This window comes from Actinomycetota bacterium (assembly GCA_040757835.1).
In the GTDB taxonomy this organism is placed as follows: Bacteria; Actinomycetota; Geothermincolia; order Geothermincolales; family RBG-13-55-18; genus SURF-21.
Genome location: JBFLWJ010000009.1, coordinates 1 through 17,828 on the forward strand (window position 1 = coordinate 1; position 17,828 = coordinate 17,828).

At 64.7% G+C, this 17,828-nt stretch carries 14 protein-coding genes; all 14 read right to left on the reverse strand.

Going from position 1 to position 17,828, the window contains the following annotated elements:
- Positions 1–215 precede the first annotated feature (215 nt).
- Positions 216–515 carry a hypothetical protein gene (locus AB1384_08750; GenBank protein MEW6554359.1) on the reverse strand — a complete coding sequence of 100 codons (300 nt, stop codon included), beginning with the start codon at positions 513–515 and terminating at the stop codon, positions 216–218.
- 266 nt (positions 516–781) lie between these two features.
- Positions 782–2,326 carry a bifunctional phosphoribosylaminoimidazolecarboxamide formyltransferase/IMP cyclohydrolase gene (gene purH, locus AB1384_08755; GenBank protein ID MEW6554360.1) on the reverse strand — a complete coding sequence of 515 codons (1,545 nt, stop codon included), beginning with the start codon at positions 2,324–2,326 and terminating at the stop codon, positions 782–784.
- A 3-nt stretch (positions 2,327–2,329) separates the two neighbouring features.
- Complete coding sequence (gene purN / locus AB1384_08760; GenBank protein ID MEW6554361.1) at positions 2,330–2,947, reverse strand: phosphoribosylglycinamide formyltransferase; 618 nt, start codon at positions 2,945–2,947, stop codon at positions 2,330–2,332.
- A gap of 23 nt (positions 2,948–2,970) precedes the next feature.
- Entirely contained in the window at positions 2,971–4,035 is a 1,065-nt protein-coding gene (purM, locus tag AB1384_08765; protein ID MEW6554362.1) for a phosphoribosylformylglycinamidine cyclo-ligase, read from the reverse strand.
- Positions 4,036–4,141: 106 nt separating this feature from the next.
- Positions 4,142–5,560 carry an amidophosphoribosyltransferase gene (gene purF, locus AB1384_08770; protein ID MEW6554363.1) on the reverse strand — a complete coding sequence of 473 codons (1,419 nt, stop codon included), beginning with the start codon at positions 5,558–5,560 and terminating at the stop codon, positions 4,142–4,144.
- A 49-nt stretch (positions 5,561–5,609) separates the two neighbouring features.
- Entirely contained in the window at positions 5,610–7,802 is a 2,193-nt protein-coding gene (gene purL / locus AB1384_08775; GenBank protein ID MEW6554364.1) for a phosphoribosylformylglycinamidine synthase subunit PurL, read from the reverse strand.
- 9 nt (positions 7,803–7,811) lie between these two features.
- The gene (gene purQ, locus AB1384_08780) at positions 7,812–8,510 is read right to left on the reverse strand and encodes a phosphoribosylformylglycinamidine synthase subunit PurQ (protein MEW6554365.1); all 699 of its coding nucleotides are present in this window, start codon (positions 8,508–8,510) and stop codon (positions 7,812–7,814) included.
- A gap of 47 nt (positions 8,511–8,557) precedes the next feature.
- Positions 8,558–8,797, reverse strand: a complete 240-nt coding sequence (gene purS / locus AB1384_08785) for a phosphoribosylformylglycinamidine synthase subunit PurS (protein ID MEW6554366.1) — start codon at positions 8,795–8,797, stop codon at positions 8,558–8,560.
- 28 nt (positions 8,798–8,825) lie between these two features.
- On the reverse strand, positions 8,826–10,127 hold the full coding sequence (purB, locus tag AB1384_08790; protein MEW6554367.1) for an adenylosuccinate lyase: 1,302 nt from the start codon (positions 10,125–10,127) through the stop codon (positions 8,826–8,828).
- A 78-nt stretch (positions 10,128–10,205) separates the two neighbouring features.
- On the reverse strand, positions 10,206–10,664 hold the full coding sequence (gene purE, locus AB1384_08795; protein ID MEW6554368.1) for a 5-(carboxyamino)imidazole ribonucleotide mutase: 459 nt from the start codon (positions 10,662–10,664) through the stop codon (positions 10,206–10,208).
- Between the two features lie 5 nt (positions 10,665–10,669).
- On the reverse strand, positions 10,670–11,944 hold the full coding sequence (purD, locus tag AB1384_08800; protein MEW6554369.1) for a phosphoribosylamine--glycine ligase: 1,275 nt from the start codon (positions 11,942–11,944) through the stop codon (positions 10,670–10,672).
- 173 nt (positions 11,945–12,117) lie between these two features.
- Positions 12,118–13,449, reverse strand: a complete 1,332-nt coding sequence (locus tag AB1384_08805) for an adenylosuccinate synthase (protein MEW6554370.1) — start codon at positions 13,447–13,449, stop codon at positions 12,118–12,120.
- Positions 13,450–13,666: 217 nt separating this feature from the next.
- Positions 13,667–16,111 (reverse strand): MMPL family transporter, encoded by a 2,445-nt coding sequence (locus AB1384_08810; GenBank protein MEW6554371.1) that lies wholly within the window; start codon positions 16,109–16,111, stop codon positions 13,667–13,669.
- A gap of 238 nt (positions 16,112–16,349) precedes the next feature.
- On the reverse strand, positions 16,350–17,723 hold the full coding sequence (locus tag AB1384_08815; protein ID MEW6554372.1) for an NAD(P)/FAD-dependent oxidoreductase: 1,374 nt from the start codon (positions 17,721–17,723) through the stop codon (positions 16,350–16,352).
- Positions 17,724–17,828 lie beyond the last annotated feature (105 nt).

The window sequence follows — 17,828 nt, forward strand, 5'->3', positions numbered from 1 at the left end:
CAGGTCGATACCGATGTACACTCTACTCATGGGACGCCTCCTTTCGGTCGTGCCGGCCCTTTCAACCGGCATGTTTGGTTTGTCACCTAATTGTTCGGAGGCGTCCGTTCTTTATCATTCCAGGTCTGAAAACTTGCATCTCGCGTGGACGGGGATGGTCATCGAGAGGTCTCTCGGAGACGCAACTTTTCTAGAGCCTGACCCTTATACGGGGGTTATTGCCAGGACTGCTTGCGCGGTTCTTCCTCATCCGGGGGGCGGGCACCCGCGCGCGGGGTACCCTTGCGCACCTGGTGGTACTCGAAGAATATCGAGGCCAGCACGACGAAGATGCCCGCCACCACCAGGCCGACGAGAAGAATTGACGTATAGCCCGCCGGCTTTGACCTTTGATATTCCTCGTAGGCCTGCGCCACGCCATCATCAGCCTGGGTGCTCTCGCGGTTGGCTATGCCCCAGAAGGTGGCTACCAGGAGAAGCAGTAGCGCCAGGAGCACCACTACACGCACAGCCAAAAAGAACTTGCTCATAGGACAATGTTACATGATGAGCCGCCACGTTTGCACGTGAGGCGTTTTTCAGCGCTCCATACATCATGGAGGAGTGCCGAGCGGTCGATATATCCATACGCGCGTTCTATTAGCAAGTCGGGCACCTAAAGATTGCCACGCTGCGCTCTCTCCGTTCGCTGGCTCGCAATGACATTTTGCGGTGGCGCTTACTTGTTAGGGCTATCATCAGCCCGCGTTATCGCTGGCTCGCAATGACATTTTCGTGCCGGTCAGTGGCGGAAGTGCCGCTTGCCCGTGAGCGCCATCACCAGGCCGCGCTCGTTGACGATGCTGAAGGTCTCCTCGTCGCGCATGGAGCCGCCGGGCTGGATGAACGCCTCCACCCCCGCGTCCGCCATGAGGACCACGGAGTCCGGGAAGGGGAAGAAGGCGTCGCTGGCGCAGACCGCGCCCACTGCCTTGTCCCCCGCCGTCCGCAGGGCGAGGTAGGCGGAGTCGAGACGGTTCATCTGGCCCGCCCCTATCCCCACCGTGGACATGTCCCGGGTGAGGACTATGGCGTTGGAGCGCGTATGCTTGGCCACCTTCCAGGCGAAGACCAGCTCCTCCCACTGCTCGTCGCCGGGCTTGCGGTCCCCGACGAAAGTGACCCCGCTGAGGTCGTCTTCTCCCGCGTCGAAGTCCTGCACCAGCACCCCACCGTCGACGCGTTTGAGGTCCTTGAGGGACGAGAATATACCGTTCTCCAGGGGCAGCTTCAGCAGGCGGATGTCCTCCTTGCCCTGCAGCAGCTTGCGCGCCGCATCGGTGTAATCGGGGGCGACGACCACCTCGACGAAGATGGAGTTGATCAGCGCCGCCGTGTCCTCGTCGATGGGGCGGTTGAAGGCCATGACGCTTCCGTAAGCGCTGACCTTGTCGCACTCGTACGCCCGCTGCCACGCCACGGATAGCTTCTCCGCCGTGGCCACGCCGCAGGGGTTGTTGTGTTTGATCATCACCACCGCCGGGAGCGGGAACTCTTTCACCAGGGACCAGGCCGCGTCGGTGTCCAGGAAGTTGTTGAAGGACATCTCCTTGCCGTGGAACTGCTCGGCGAAGACCAGCGAGGTGGAGGGAGCGCCGATCTCCATATACAGGGCGCCTTTCTGGTGGGGGTTCTCCCCATAACGCAGCTCGGCTTTCTTCTTGAACACCAGGTTGAGCGTGTCCGGGAACTCCTCGAAGGCCTTGGACAGATAGGCATAGATGGCCGAGTCGTACACAGCGGTGTGGCGAAAGCCCTCGGCGGCCAGGGAGCGCCTGGTCTCGGCGGTCAGGTCGCCATCGTTACGCCGCATCTCCAGCAGGAGGGAAGAGTAACGCTTGGGATTGGTGACGATGGCCACGCTGGTGAAGTTCTTCGCCGCGGCACGGATGAGGGCCACGCCGCCGATATCGATCTGCTCCACCGCCTCCTCCAGGCTGGTGCCGGGGCGGGCGATGGTCTCCGCGAAAGGGTAGAGGTTGACCACCACGAGGTCGATGGGCTTGATGCCCTTCTGCGCGATCTCCTCCATGTGCTCGGGGTTATCGCGGTCGGCCAGCAGGGCGGCATGGACGTTGGGGTGCAGGGTCTTCACCCTGCCGTCCATCATCTCCGGGAAGCCGGTGACCTCGGCGATGGGGGTGACCTCGATGCCCTCCTCGCGCAGCTTCGCCTCCGTCCCGCCCGTGGAGATGATCTCCACCCCCATCTCCTTGAGTTCCTTCGCCAGGCCGACGATCCCGGCCTTATTGGAGACGCTGAGCAGCGCCCTCTCGATCCTGGCCATAGGTCATACCTCCTCTATATTTACGTGCCTTCCCTCCACGCGCAGCCTGCCCTCGCAGAAATGCCTTATGGCCTGCGGGTATAGCCTGTATTCAACCTCGTGGATACGGTTGTGCAGTCTCTCCTGGTCGTCGCCGGCCAGCACGGGCACGGCCTCCTGCAGGATTATGGGGCCGGTATCCAGGCCCTCGTCGACGAAATGGACCGTGACCCCGGTCACCTTGACCCCGTAGGCCAGGGCGTCGGGCACGCCCGCGGTGCCGGGAAAAGAGGGCAGCAGCGCCGGATGGATGTTCATGACGCGGTTGCGGAAGGCCTGCACGAACTCCGGTCCCACCAGGCGCATGTAACCCGCCAGCACCACCAGGTCCACGCCGTTCTCCTCCAGGACGCGGATGAGTTCGCGGTCGTAGGCGGCACGGTCCGGGTAAGAAGCGGGGTCGATGAAGACGGCCTGCAGCCCGTGCTTGTTCGCCCGCACCAGGCCGTAGGCCTCCTCCACGTCGCTGATGACCACCGCGATGCGCGCTCGCAGCCCCCGTTCCTCTATCTCCACGGCGATATTCTCCATGTTGGTGCCGCTGCCCGAGATAAGGATGCCCAGCTTGCAGGGCTCACTCAAGCCCCCACCCCCTTTCGCCTCGCTCAACAGGTGATGCAGATGCCGCCCGTGCCTTCGTGCATCTCGCCGATGCGGACGGCGCGGTAGCCGGCGAGATTCAGTACTTCCAGGGCCTGGCGAAGATCTCCGAGGTCGACGATGGCCGCCATGCCGATACCCATGTTGAAAGTCCTGAACATCTCGACTTCGTCGATCTTGCCCATGTCCTTCACGATCTTGAAGATGCTGGGGGGATGCCAGGCGGTGAGGTCTATTTTCGCGTCCACGCCCCCGGGGAGCACCCTGGGCACGTTTTCGATGAGTCCACCGCCGGTCACGTGCACCACTCCCTTGACGTCCACCTCGCGCGCCAGACGCAGGATGCCGGGCGCGTAGATCTCGGTGGGGGTGAGGAGCTCGTCGCCCAGGGTCGAGGCCAGGCCACGCAGGCGGTCCCCGGGATCGAAGTCGTTCACCTCGAAGAAGATCTTGCGCACCAGCGAGTAGCCGTTGGAATGCAGCCCGGTGCTCATCAGCCCGATGATGACGTCGCCGGGGACGATGCGCGAGCCGTCGATGATCCTGTCCCGGTCCACCACCCCGACCATGAAGCCGGCCAGGTCGTAGTCGTCGGCCTCCATCACCCCGGGGTGCTCGGCGGTCTCTCCCCCGATGAGGGCGCACCCGCAGCGGCGGCAGCCCCTGGCTATGCCCGAGACGATGCTCTTGACCTTGGGGGGGTCTATCCTGCCCATGGCCAGGTAGTCCAGCATGAACAGGGGCTCGGCCCCGCAGGTCACGATATCGTCCGCGCACATGGCCACCAGGTCGACGCCGATGGTATCGTGGCGGTCGAGCATCTGCGCCACCTTGAGCTTGGTCCCCACCCCGTCGACGGAGGACACCAGGACGGGATCACCATAGCCCTCGAGCTTGCCGGAGAAGAGGGCGCCGAAACCGCCCAGCTCCGAGAGCACCTCGGGGCGGAGGGTGGAAGCCACCTCCTCCCTGATCAGCTCCACCGCCTTGTTGCCGGCCCCGATATCCACTCCCGCGCCGCAATAGGTCAAAGCCTCGCAGGAGTCCCCGTTTTCCCTCTTCTCGTCCACGAATGATCACGCCTTTCATGCCATGTAATCCGCTTGCGCGCCGGCGTCCGCGGTCCACCCGGGTTTGTGTTCGCGGGGCATCGCGACCGGCGCTTCCCGCCGGGGACTATTGTACCCTAACCTTGCCGTCCTCCAACCTGCACTTGGTCATCATCATGTCGTCGGGCACGGGCACGGGATACTCCCCGTCGAAGCAGGCGGTGCAGAAATCCTCTTTGTCCCTGCGCGTCGCCTTCACCAGGTTCTCCATGCTCAGGTAGTGCAGGGTGTCGGCCCCGATGAAGCGCCGGATATCGTCCACCTTGCGGGACGATGCGATGAGTTCCTTGCGGATGGCGGTGTCGATACCGTAGAAGCACGGGTACATGTCCGGGGGGGAGCTGATGCGCATGTGCACCTCCCTGGCGCCGGCGTCCCTGAGCATCTTCACGATCTCCTTGGTGGTGTTGCCGCGCACGATGGAGTCGTCCACCACCACCAGCCGCTTGCCGTCGATATCGTGGATGAGGGGGTTGAGTTTGAGGCGCACGCCGAGCTGCCGGATGGCCTGGGTGGGCTGGATGAAGGTGCGGCCGATATAACGGTTCTTGATCAGGCCCTCGCCGAAAGATATCCCCGAGGCCTGGGAATAACCGATAGCCGCCGGGACGCCGGTGTCAGGTATGGGCATGACCACGTCGGCCTCCACCGGCGCCTCGTCGGCGAGGCTCATGCCCATGTGCTTGCGGGCATGATAGAGATAGGTCTCGTACATGATGGAGTCCGGGCGGGCGAAGTAGATGAACTCGAAGATGCACAGGGACGGCCTGGCGGCGGGGGCGACCCGCTCGAACCTGAGGCCGTCGTCGTCTATGACCGCCATCTCCCCCGGCCCTATCTCCCTGATATAATCACCGCCGATGATGTCCAACCCGGCGCTCTCGCTGGAGATGGCGTGGCCACCCGGATAGCTTCCCACGCACAGCGGCCTGATGCCGTTAGGGTCCCTCACCCCGATGAGCTTGTCCTCGGTCATGATGGCCAGCGAGTAGGCGCCGACGAGGCGGGGCATGACCTCCTTGACCGCATCCACTATCGACGCCGCCTGGGAGCGGGCCAGCATCACCGCGATGACCTCGGTGTCCGAGGTGGAGCGGAAGCGCACCCCCTCCGCCTTGAGGGCGTCGCGCAGCTCGACGGTGTTTATGAGATTGCCGTTGTGGGCCACGAAGACCGAGCCGCCGCGCCGCGGCACCTGTACCGGCTGGGCGTTCTCCCAGAAAGCCGAACCGGTGGTGGAATACCTGACATGGCCGATGGCCAGGTGGCCCTTGAGGTTGGTCAGGTCCCTCTCGCTGAAGACCTGCGACACCATGCCCATGTCCTTGAGCATCAGCGTCTCCCTGCCGTCGGACACGGCGATGCCCGCGCTCTCCTGCCCGCGGTGCTGCAGGGCGTAGAGGGCGTAATAGGTGAGTTTGGCCACGTCGTCTTCGCGGGTATGGATACCGAAGACGCCGCACGATTCGTTGATCTCAAAGCTCATAAGCCTCTTCCCACCTCTTTATCCTGTCCTGCCCGTATTGCCGCGCTCCCTATCGCTCCTGCCCGGAGAGTATCCTCTCGAGGGCATCTTCCCGGGCCGCCTTCATCTCGCCCACCCCGAGGTCGATCCAGTCGTTTACGGTGAGCCGGTCGCCCCCGGTGCGCCCCAATACGAGCAGCGGCGCCCCGCGCGCATCGGCGAGCTTGCCCATGGCCTCCAGGTCGTCCTCCTTCATGGTGACCACGAAGCGGGACTGGCTTTCGCTGAACAGCCAGCTCACGGGCGCGAGGCTGGTCTTCACCTCGAGCCTGGCCCCCACGCCGCCGGCGCAGCAGCACTCGAGCAGGGCCACGGCCACCCCGCCCTCGGAACAGTCGTGGGCGGAGAGGATCATGCCCCTGCGGATGCCCTCGATGCAGGTGGTCTGGACGCCCTTCTCGCGGCCGAGATCGATGGAGGGCGGGAGGCCCGCCACCGTGCCGTGCACCAGCTTGAGGTACTCGGACCCTCCCAGCTCGTCCAGGGTGTCCCCCAGCAGCACCACCAGCACATCCTCCCCGGGGAAGGCGACGGTGCGGCGGTTGGCCAGGGTGCCGATGAGCCCGACCATCCCCACCACCGGGGTGGGATAGATGGCCACCCCGAACGATTCGTTGTAGAAACTCACGTTTCCGCTCACCACCGGCAGCTCCAGGAAACGGGCCGCGTCCGCCAGCCCGCGCACCGCCTCCTTGAACTGCCAGAAGATCTCCGGCTTCTCCGGGTTGCCGAAGTTGAGGCAGTTGGTGAGGGCCATGGGCACGCCACCCGCGGCGACCACGTTGCGCGCCGCCTCGGCCACCGCTATCTGGGTACCGACATAGGGGTCGAGGTAGACATACCGGGAGTTGCCATCGACGGACACCGCCAGGGCCCGGCTGGTCCCCTTGATTCGCAGCACCGCCGCGTCAGAGCCGGGATAGACCACGGTGTTGAGCTGCACCATGTGGTCATACTGTTCGTAGACGAGTCTCTTGTCGCAGAGGTTGGGCCCGCTCACCAGGTCCAGGAGCACCCTGCCGAGGTCGGCGGGATGCCGCAGCGAGGCGGGGTCGAAGGACTGCGCCTCGTCCAGGCAGGCCGGTCTCTCGGCGGGCCGGTCGTAGACGGGGCCGTTGGCCAGCGAGGAAGCGGGAACCTCCACGACCTTCTCGCCGTACCAGTCTATCTCCAGCATGTCTCCCTCGGTCACCTCGCCGATGACCACGGCGGGAAGTCCCCACTTCCCGCAGGTCGCCAGGACCTCGTCCAGCTTCCGTGGCTCGACGATGGCCAGCATGCGCTCCTGGGACTCCGAGATCATGATCTCGAAGGGGTCCATCTTCTCGCGCAGGGGAACGTGCTCCAGCTCGATCTTCATGCCCACACCGCCGCGGGCGGCCGTCTCCGAGCAGGCGCACGATATACCGGCGGCGCCCAGGTCCTGCAACCCCACCAGGAGCCCCTTCTCCAGCAGTTCCAGGCAGGCCTCGATGAGCAGCTTCTCGGTGAAGGGGTCCCCCACCTGCACGCTTGGCCGTTTCTCCTGGCTGGACTCGTCGAACTCCTGGGAGGCCAGGATGGAGGCGCCCCCGATGCCGTCCCGCCCGGTGCGGTTGCCCATGAGCACCACCTTGTTGCCCACCCCGGTGGCCTGGCCGCGGATGAGGTGCTCCTTGGACATGATGCCCAGGGCCATCACGTTGACCAGGATGTTGCCGTCGTAGCACTCGTCGAAATAGACGTCCCCGCCCACGGTGGGGATGCCCAGGCAGTTGCCGTAGCCGGCGATGCCGGAGATGACGCCGCTGAAGAGGTAGCGCGTGCGCGGGCTGCCGGGGTCCCCGAAACGCAGGGGGTCGAGGCAGGCGATGGGGCGCGCACCCATGGTGAAGATGTCGCGCACGATGCCGCCGATGCCGGTGGCCGCGCCCTGGTAGGGCTCCACGGCGCTGGGGTGGTTGTGGGACTCCATCTTGAAGGCCACCGCCAGGCCGCCGCCGACGTCGATGATGCCGGCGTTCTCGCCCGGCCCCTGCAGCACGTAAGAGGCGCGCGTGGGGAGCTGCGACAGCACCGTCTTCGAACTCTTATATGAGCAGTGTTCGCTCCACATCAGGGAGTACATCCCCAGCTCGACCTTGCTCGGCTCCCGCCCCAGGATGCGCACGATGTCGCGGTATTCATCCTCGGTCAGGCCAAGTTCCTCGTACAGTTCAGCCATGTCCTCACCCTACCCTCTGGCCTGGTAATGCGCCATGACCGATTCCCATATCAGCAGCCCGTCCGTGCTGCCCAGGATCTCCTCCGAGGCGCGCTCGGGGTGCGGCATCAGCCCGAAGACGTTGAAGCCCTCGCTGCAGATGCCGGCGATGTTCTCCACCGAGCCGTTGGGGTTGGAGTCCGCTGTGGTCTCGCCGCCCTCGTCGCAGTAGCGCAGCACTATCTGGTTCCGCTCCCCCAGGGCGGCCAGGGTCTCTGCGTCGGCGGTGTAGTTGCCCTCGCCATGGGCGATGGGGATGCGCAGCACCCTTCCCTGCCGCACCGCGTTGGTCCAGGGCGTGTCGGCGTTCTCCACCCGCACGTTGACGTGGCGGCAGATGAAGGAGAGGCTGGTGTTGCGCAGCATGGCGCCGGGGAGCAGCCCCGCCTCCAGCAGTATCTGAAAACCGTTGCAGATGCCGATGACCAGCCCGCCCTCGCGAGCGTATTCGGCCACCGCCTCCATGACCGGGCTGAAGCGGGCGATGGCCCCGCAGCGCAGGTAATCGCCGTAGGAGAAGCCGCCGGGCAGGACCAGGCAATCGTAACCCGAGACATCCGTCTGCTGGTGCCAGACGTACTCCACTTCCTCCATCAGCACCTTGTCGATGACGTGGAAACAATCCATCTCGCAGTTGGAACCCGGAAAAACCACCACACCGAATCTCATCTGGCTCCTCTCCTATCTCGTATAGTCCATGGGATCCGAGCTGCGACCTACCCCATCTCGATGCGGTAGTCCTCGATGATCGGGTTGGCCAGGAGCCGCTCGCACATCTCCTGCACTCGCGCTTCCGCCTGGCCGGACTCGCCGTCCTCCAGGCTAAGGATGATGTATTTGCCGATCTGGACGTCAGCGACCTCCCCGAACCCCAGCGATCTCAACGCCCCCAGGGCCGCCTGGCCCGCGGGGTCGAGCACGCCCTTTTTGGGGGACACGTAGATGGATACCTTCAATCGGATCTCCTCCTCTTCACTGCCGCTTCTACAGCTCCAGCCTCTCCAGGCGTTCAAAGACCACGGCCACGTTCTTCAGGTGGTGGTCGAGGTCGAAGCAGGCGTCCAGTTCCTGAGGGCCGAGCCTCGCCGCGACCTCGTCGTCGGCGGCCAGCAGGGCGCGGAAGTCCTCCCCCGCGCTCCATGCCCGCATGGCATTGCGCTGCACCAGGGTGTAAGCGTCCTCGCGCGTGAGCCCCTGGTCCACCAGGGCCAGCAGCACACCCTCCGAGAAGACCAGCCCGCGCGTGAGTTCCAGGTTGCGCCGCATGTTATCCGGGTAGACCTGCAGGTCGCGCACGATCCCCTGGAACTTGACCAGCATGTAGTGGAGCAGGGTGGTGGAATCGGGCACGATCACCCGCTCTACCGACGAATGCGAGATGTCCCGCTCGTGCCACAGGGCGACGTCCTCCAGCGCGGCCATGGCGTTGGCCCGCAGCACCCTGGCCAGGCCGCAGATGCGCTCGCACAGGATGGGGTTCCTCTTGTGCGGCATGGCGCTGGAGCCTTTCTGGCCGCGCCGGAAGGGCTCCTCCGCCTCCAGCACCTCTGTGCGCTGCAGGCCCCTGACCTCCAGGGCGAACTTCTCCAGGCTGGAGCCGGTGATGGCCATGGCCGCCAGGTACTCGGCATGGCGGTCCCGCTGCAGCACTTGGGTGGACGCCTCCGCCGGTACCAGCCCCAGCCTGTCGCAGACGTAAGCCTCGACCCACGGCTCGAGGTGGGCGTAAGTGCCGACGGCGCCGGAGAGCTTGCCGCAGCTGATGACCTGCCGCGCCCTCCGCAGGCGCTCCAGGTCGCGGGCCATCTCGAAGGCCCACAGGGCCAGCTTCTGCCCGAAGACCATGGGCTCGGCGTGCACTCCGTGGGTGCGCCCCACCATGGCCAGGTCCCGGTATTCCAGGGCCTTGTCCCTGAGGAGCCGCGCCAGGGAGAGCGCCTCGGCGATGATGAGGTCGGCGGCGTCGCGCATCTGCAGCGCCAGGCCGGTGTCCAGCACGTCGGATGAGGTCATGCCGTAGTGGATGAAGCGCGAACTCTCGCCCACGTTCTCGGCCACGTTGGTGAGGAAGGCGATGACGTCGTGGTTGACCGTCTCCTCGATCTCCAGCACGCGTGCGGGGTCGAAGGCCGCCTTCTCCCTGATCTCGGCGAGGGCCTCGCGCGGCACCAGGCCCCGCTCCGCCCGGGCCTCCACGGCCATGATCTCGACGTCCAGCCACTTCTGGAACCTGTTCTGCTCGCTCCACACGGCGGCCATTCCGGGCAGGGTGTAACGCGAGATCATTTCTTCCAACCTTTTCCAGTCATCTCGTCCGGCACATGTATATTATGCCCCATAGGGCACGGCGTTGATAGTGGCTTTTCAGCCCTCCGCCAGGCTCTCGCGGTAGGCGGCGAGGGCCTTCGCCACCGCCTCGTACTTGAGGGCCAGGATGGCGCAGGCCAGCAGGGCGGCGTTCTCCGCCCCGTCGATGGCCACCGTGGCCACGGGGACCCCGCGCGGCATCTGCACCATGGAGAGCAGGGCGTCCATGCCCCCCAGGTCGGCAGAGGATATGGGCAGGCCGATGACGGGGAGGGTGGTCAGGGAGGCCACCACGCCGGGGAGGTGCGCCGCCTTTCCCGCCGCCGCGATGAACACCTCAACCCCTTCCTCCCGGGCAGCGGCCACGAACTCCCGTAACTTTTCCGGCTGGCGGTGGGCGGAGATGACCGCGGTCTTCACCCGCACCCCCATCTCCGCGAGGGTCTCCTCCGCCGGGGTGACTTTCTTCAGGTCCGACTTGGACCCCATGAGCAGGGCGACAACGGGAGCGGCCATCTTGATCACACCTCCCGGGTCCTCAGGGCGATGTCCTTGCGGTAGTAGATATCTTTAAAACCTATCTTTCCCGCCGCCTCGTATGCTCTCTCGCGGGCAGCGGCGAAGTCCGTGCCGAGGGCGCTGACGCCCAGCACCCGCCCACCATTGGTCAGCACCTCACCCCGTTCGCCGGCGCTGGTCCCGGCGTGAAAGACGGTGACCCCCGGGACCGCGCCCGCCTCTTCCAGCCCTGTGATGGGGTATCCCTTGCGGTAGTCGCCGGGGTAACCACCGGAGGCGACGACCAAGGTCACGCAGGGGTCGTTGGTCCAGCGCAGGTCCTCACCGGCCAGCCTGCCCTCCGCCACCGCGAGCATGGTCTCGACGATATCGCTCTCCAGGCGCGGCAGCACCGCCTGCGTCTCCGGGTCGCCGAAACGCACGTTATACTCCAGCACCTTGGGGCCGTCCGCGGTGAGGATGATGCCGGCGTAGAGGATACCCCTGTAGTCGATGCCGCGCCCCGCGAGGGCGCGGGCGGTGGGCCGCAGTATCTCCTCCACCGCGCGCCGGTATTCGTCATCAGAGAGTACCGGCACCGGCGAGTATGAGCCCATGCCGCCGGTGTTGGGGCCGCTGTCCCCGTCCCCGATACGCTTGTAGTCCTGGGCGGGGGCCATGGGGAGGATGTCTTCGCCGTCCACGAAGCAGAGGATGGACACCTCCTGCCCTTCCAGGAACTCCTCGATGAGCACCTTGTCACCTGCCGCGCCGAAGGAGCGGTCCACGAAACAGGTCTTCAGGGCCTCGTAGGCGGCGCGGTCGTCCTGGGCGATGATCACTCCCTTGCCCGCCGCGAGCCCGTCGGCCTTGACCACGAACGGGGCACGGCCGTTCTTGATGCACGCCTCGGCCGCGTCGTAGTCCGTGAAGACCTCGGCCTTTCCCGTGGGAACCCCCGCCTCCAGCATGAGTTGCTTGGCGAAGTCCTTGCTCCCCTCCATCTGCGCGGCCTCCCTGCCGGGGCCGAAGACGGGGAGGCCCCTGGCGATGAAGAGGTCGGCGATTCCCGCCACCAGGGGGGCCTCGGGGCCGACCACGGTGAGGTCTATCCTGTTCTCCCGCGCGAAGGCGGCTAGCGCCTCGACGTCCTCGGCGCCTATGTCCACGCACGTGGCCAGGGCGGCCATGCCCGCGTTGCCGGGCGCGCACCATATCCCGTCTACCAGGGGCGACTGGGATATCTTCCAGGTAAGGGCATGCTCGCGCCCCCCTCCTCCGACCACAAGAATCCTCATATGAACCTCCTTGGTGCGCCCGGCTACATCTCTATATTTTATAGGCGGCGGTGACAATCCTGCTTTAAGGGGCAGATGGGGTCAGCCCCTGACATGTGACATTTCTTGATTGCTGGAAGGTCTTAAGGGCTTGACTTTGCTGAAAATGTCACATGTCAGGGGCTGACCCCATTCTAGAGGGGGAGTTCGTCCTGGAAGACGAGGCGTCCCTGGCGCAGGGGCTCCTCTCCTCCGTCAAGGAGGATGGTCTGCTGCCTCTCCGGTCCCACGGATATGAGTTTGAGGGGTACACCCGCCCGGGAGGAGATGAAGTCCAGGTAGTCCCGGGCCTGCGCTGGCAGGTCCTCCAGCCGCCGCGCCCCCGAGATGTCCTTCTTCCAGCCGGGAAGCTCCTCGTAGACCGGCTCGCAGGCCGCGAACTCGCTGCAGACCTGGGGGAACTCCTCCACCGTCTTCCCGTCCAGGTGGTAGGCTACACAGACCTTGAGGGTATCGAACTCGGAGAGCACGTCCAGCTTGGTGATGGCCAGGGAGGTAAGGGTATTGAGGCGCACGGCATAACCCAGGATTACCAGGTCGAACCAGCCGCAGCGGCGCCGGCGCCCGGTGGTGGTCCCGAACTCTCCGCCAACCTCCTGCATGGTGTTGCCGATCTCGTTGTCCTGCTCGGTGAGGAAAGGGCCATGTCCCACCCGGGTCACATAGGCTTTGGTGACTCCCACGACCTCGTCGATGTCCCGGGGCCCTACGCCCGCCCCCGTGCACACGGCCCCGGCAACGGTGTTGGACGAGGTGACGAAAGGGTAGGTGCCGTGGTCGATATCGAGCATCAGCCCCTGGGCACCCTCGAAGAGCACGCTCTGCCCTTCCCTCAGGGCCTGCTTCACCAGCAACTGGGTGTCGGTCAGGCACGGCCGCAAACGTTCCGCATACCCCCTGTAATCCTCGGCGATCTGCGCGGCGTCGAGGGGATCCGCGCCGTAGACGCGGGTGATGATGCGGTTCCTCTCCTCCGCGGCCTGTCGCACTTTTTCGCTGAAGGCCTCCAGGTCCAGCATATCCTGCATGCGCAGGCCGGTGCGGGCCGATTTGTCGGCATAGGCGGGGCCGATGCCCCGCCGCGTGGTCCCTATGCTCCCGGCACCGCGGCCGTCCTCCGCGAGGCCGTCCAGGGCCTCATGGTAGGGCAGGATGATATGGGCGTTATAGGAGATGCGCAGACGTTCCGCGTCGATGTCCATGTCGCGCAGGTTGTCTATCTCCTCGATGAGCACCCCGGGATTGATGATCACGCCGTTCCCGATCACGGGGACTATGTGGGGGTAGAGTATGCCCGATGGGACGAGGTGCAGCTTCAAAGTCCTGCCGTCGCAGACGATGGTGTGGCCGGCGTTGTTGCCGCCCTGAAAGCGAACGACCATCTGCATCTCGTCCGAGAGCAGGTCGATCACCTTGCCTTTTCCCTCGTCACCCCACTGGGTGCCTACTACCGCGATCCCGGGCATGGCCTATCTCTCTTCATCCTCCAGGTTTACGTTCCGCCGCCCCACACGAAGAAATATTATAGCACTTGCCAAGTGTAAAGTCGCAACCTCCGGGCTCACCATCGATGCGTACCCGTGCCAGGCCCCGCCGATCGGAATAGGCCTGGCGACTGGCACCGCCGCGCCGCCCTCCGGGCGTCGCTGTCGCTTTCGCGCTGCATACTCTCGGATGGGCGTGCTAATTCCGTAGCGTTTTCTTTTCGAGGCGCTGGGCGCGCCAGGCGAGTATAGAGGGCAGTATCAACAGGGAGGCCAACAGGGCGAAGGTGAGGGAGAGGGCGGTGATCACGCCGAAGCGCTGCAGGAAGCCCAGCTTGGAGAAGGCCAGGATGAGGAAGGCCCCGGTGGTGGTGACCGCCGCTGCGATCAAGGCCTTGCCCACGCTGCCAACGGTGCGCCGGATGGCCTCGTCTATCTCCACCCCGCCGTCGCGCCACTCCTCCATGAAGCGGTGGGTGACATGGATGCCGAAATCGATACCCGCCCCGATGACCAGGGAGGAGACCATCACGGTCATGAAATCCAGCGGCCAGCCGAGGAGGGCGAGGGCCCCCAGCTCCATGGCCACGCTGATGAAGACCACGCTGGAGGCCGCCAATCCGAATGATATGGAGCGGAAGACCAGGATCACTATGAGGGCGCACAATATCAGGGCTACGGCGGTGGTCTTGACCTGGGTGGGCACGATGGTGCCCAGCATCTCGTGGAAGAGGAGCGGCAGCCCGCTGCTGCCCATGGTGACGCCGGGAGCGGCGGCCACGGTCTGCGCCGTAGCCTCCTGTATGGACTCATACAGGATCCTCATGTCCTCCTGGGAGCCGCGGTTGACCCTGATGCTGACCAGTGCGGTCTCGAGGTCCTCGGTGATGAGCTGGTTGTCGGAGGCGGACTGGCCCGAGGGGCCGGCCTGCTGCACTTCATAAAGGACAGCCATGACCTCCGCCTTGCTGGCGGGCACCGACCCGTGGAAGTTCTTCACCACGTCGGCGATGCTGTAGATCTTCCCGCGCTGCAGTATATCCTCTCCATCGTCTCCCACGTGGTCTACCAAAGCCAGGGCTTCCTCGTAAGCCAGTATGGCCTCGAGGTTGGAGGGCTCGAGGACGTCCCCGCGCACCAGCGTGTAGACCATCTCCTGCCCCCCGAAATAGTCATTTATCTTCTGGGTGGCCACCTTGAACGGAAGGTCGTCGGGGAGCAGCTTGAAGACGTCCGCCTCGGTCTTGAGGGTGAAACCCAATGCGATAGAGCCCACGATTATCAGCAGGGAGATGGCGGCCACCACGACGCGGTGGTGCTCGGTGATCACGGCGACGCGGGCCAGCAGGCTGTCCACGGGAGACCACCTATTGCGCTCGTCCTTCCTATGCTGGCGTTCCCGCCATTTCTTCTGCGCTCTCTCCCTGCGGTCCCGCAGGACGAGCACCGCGGGAAGCAGGGTCACCGCCAGCACGAAACTAACCATCACCCCCACCACGCAGACCATCCCGAACTGCTGGATGATCGGCATGTTGGAGATGCCGAAGGAAGCGAACCCGAAGGCGGTGGTGGCGGCGGTAAGGAACACGGCCACACCCACGGTGACCACGGACCTTAGAGCCGAGGCCGAGGGGTCTTCCCCTTTGACACGCTCCTCGTAGTAGCGGGTGAGCACGTGGATGGCGTAGGCGATATCAATCCCGAGGAGCAGGGGCATGATGGCCGCGTTGCTGTAGGAGAAGGGAAAACCGACCCAGCCCTGGAACCCCATGACCCAGACGATGGTCAGGAGGATGACCAGCAAGGTGAAGATGACGTCCGTCACGCGGCGGAAGGTGAGGAAGAGGACGAGGACGATGAACAGGAAGACCAGGGCGAAGAGGAGCTTGGTGTCCGCCAGGGTGCTCTCGCTCGACTCCTTCTGCATGGAGGCGTTCCCGGCCACGAAGACCTCGGTACCGGGCACCACTTCGAAATATTCCCTGGTCTTGTCCGAGAACCTGCCGACCAGATCGATCTGCCCGCTGGAGGTCAGCCCCGGCCTCATCGTCGTCTTGATGAGGATGGCATGGCCGTCCGCGGAGATGTTCTGCGGTTCCGATGTCGCCCCCAGTTCCTGCATCTGTTCCTCCTGCGCCCGCAGGTTCAGCTCGACCTGCTGGAGGATCTCTTCATCGCTCAGGGAATCGATCACGCTCATGAGCGGTTCCCCGGCCGCTGGGGAGACGGCGGCATCGCCGCTGGACAGGCCGAGTCCCGGGGAAGCCCCGTCCGAGGACCCGTCCATATAGACCATGCTGTCCAGGGGGGTGTTTACCTCGACTACGAAATCCCCCCAGATGCCCGGCTCGCCCTCGAGGAAGGAGCGGTACCCGGTTACCTTGCGCAACAGGGCGCCGTCGAACCCATTGGCCGTTTCCACCAGCACCCTCTCCTCGTCGATGCCTCCGAACTTCTCCTCCGCCTCGTTCATGGTCCGCACGACATCGCTGGAGTCAGAGAGGAAGGTGCCGAAACCGTATCCCTGGTGGATGCGGAACACGCCGACAGCGAAGAACGCGCTTATAGCCAAGATGATGGATATGACCAGCAGGGGCCTCTTGACGCTGCTGTTTCCGAACCAGGTGAAGATCTTTTCGACCATATCTTGCCGCCCGCTATTGCTTCCCGCGATGACCGCCGCCCCATGGGGCAGGTGTGTTCTCTAGATAATCTTTCATTGTGCAATACTTATTATCAACAATATTTGCCTTTCGCAAATAATATTAATATGCACGCCTGCCTCTGTCAAGAACCGGGGTCGTATCTTCAGTCTTCAATTCTTGGATCCGCATCAGCAGGCGATTCGGGTAGGGAACTGAAGACTGAAGATACGACCCCGGTCAACCCGCGTGCAGGATGGAGCGGGCGACGACGACGCCCGAGGCCGAGGCCTGCACCAGCCCGCGGGTGATGCCCGCCCCGTCGCCGATGGCGTAGAGGCCCTTCACCTCCGACTGTAGGTCCGCCCCCAGGCTGGGCCGCGAGGAATAGAACTTCACCTCCACGCCGTAGAGGAGGGTATCGCGGGCGTAGAGCCCCGGGGTCAAGTGGTCCAGCGCTTCCAGCATCTCCAGGATGTCGCTGATGTAGCGGTAGGGCAGGGCGAAGCTGAGGTCGCCCGGGGTGGCGTCGCACAGGGATGGCACCACTGAGGAGCGGGAGATGCGCCGCGGGGTCGAGCGGTGCCCGGCCAGAAGGTCGCCCAGGCGCTGGACGAGTATACCCTCCCCCAGGAGGTTGGCAAGGCGTGCGATGTACTTGCCGTAGGCGATGGGCTCCTTGAAGGGCTCGGTGAAAGTGGTGCTCACCAGGAGGGCGAAGTTGGAGTTCTCCGTACGCTGCTCCGCGTAGGAATGGCCGTTCACCGTGAGCACGTCCCCGTAGCGCTCCACGCAGACCTGGCCATAGGGGTTCATGCAGAAGACCCGCACGCGGTCCTCGAAGCGGCGGGTGAAGTAGTGCAGCTTGGGCTCGTAGAGGTCGTTGGTGATGGGCTCCAGCACCGGCGCCGGCACCTCAACCCGGAGGCCGATATCCACCTGGTTGTTCTGGACGCTCACCCCCAGCCCCTCCATCTCGTCCGCCAGCCAGTCGGCCCCCTCCCTCCCCGGCGCGGCCACCACGCTGCCGGCGAAGAACTCTTGCCCTTCCGAAGTCTTCACGCCGCATACGCGCCCGCCATCGGTGAGGATGGACTCGATGTCCGCGTTGGTCTTCACCTCGACCTTATCAGCCAGAAAATCCCTCATCCGCACCAGCAGTTCGCGGCAGCGCTCCGTGCCGAGGTGGCGGAAGGGACAGGGGGTGAGGACGAGGCCGGAGAGCACCGCCCTCTTCCTCCATTCCGCCACCTTGTTGTTCTCGTCGCCGAAGATCTGCTTCGGCGCCCCGAACTCCAGGTAGAGCTGGTCCACGCGGTCGATGAGGTCGCGCAGCATGCGCGTGCCCACGTATTCGCCCAGCCAGCCCCCGACGTCGGGAGCAAGCGAGAGCTTGCCGTCGCTGAAAGCCCCCGCCCCTCCCCAGCCGCTGGTGATAGCGCAGGTCTCGCAGCGGTTGCACTTGCCTACGCGCGCGGGGCAGTCACGCTTCTCGATGTCCGGGCCTTTCTCCAGCATGAGTATCTTCAGGCCGTCCCTCTTCACCAGCTCAAGGGCGGTGAAGATGCCGGCCGGCCCGGCACCGATGATGATAACGTCGTAGTTATTGTTCATAGCCATCTCCGATTGTAACATCGGGCGCTGGGGACCATATGTTTACATATACGTACACGTGCCAGGCCCGGCCATTCGGGAATGGACGGGCGGCTGGCACCGTTA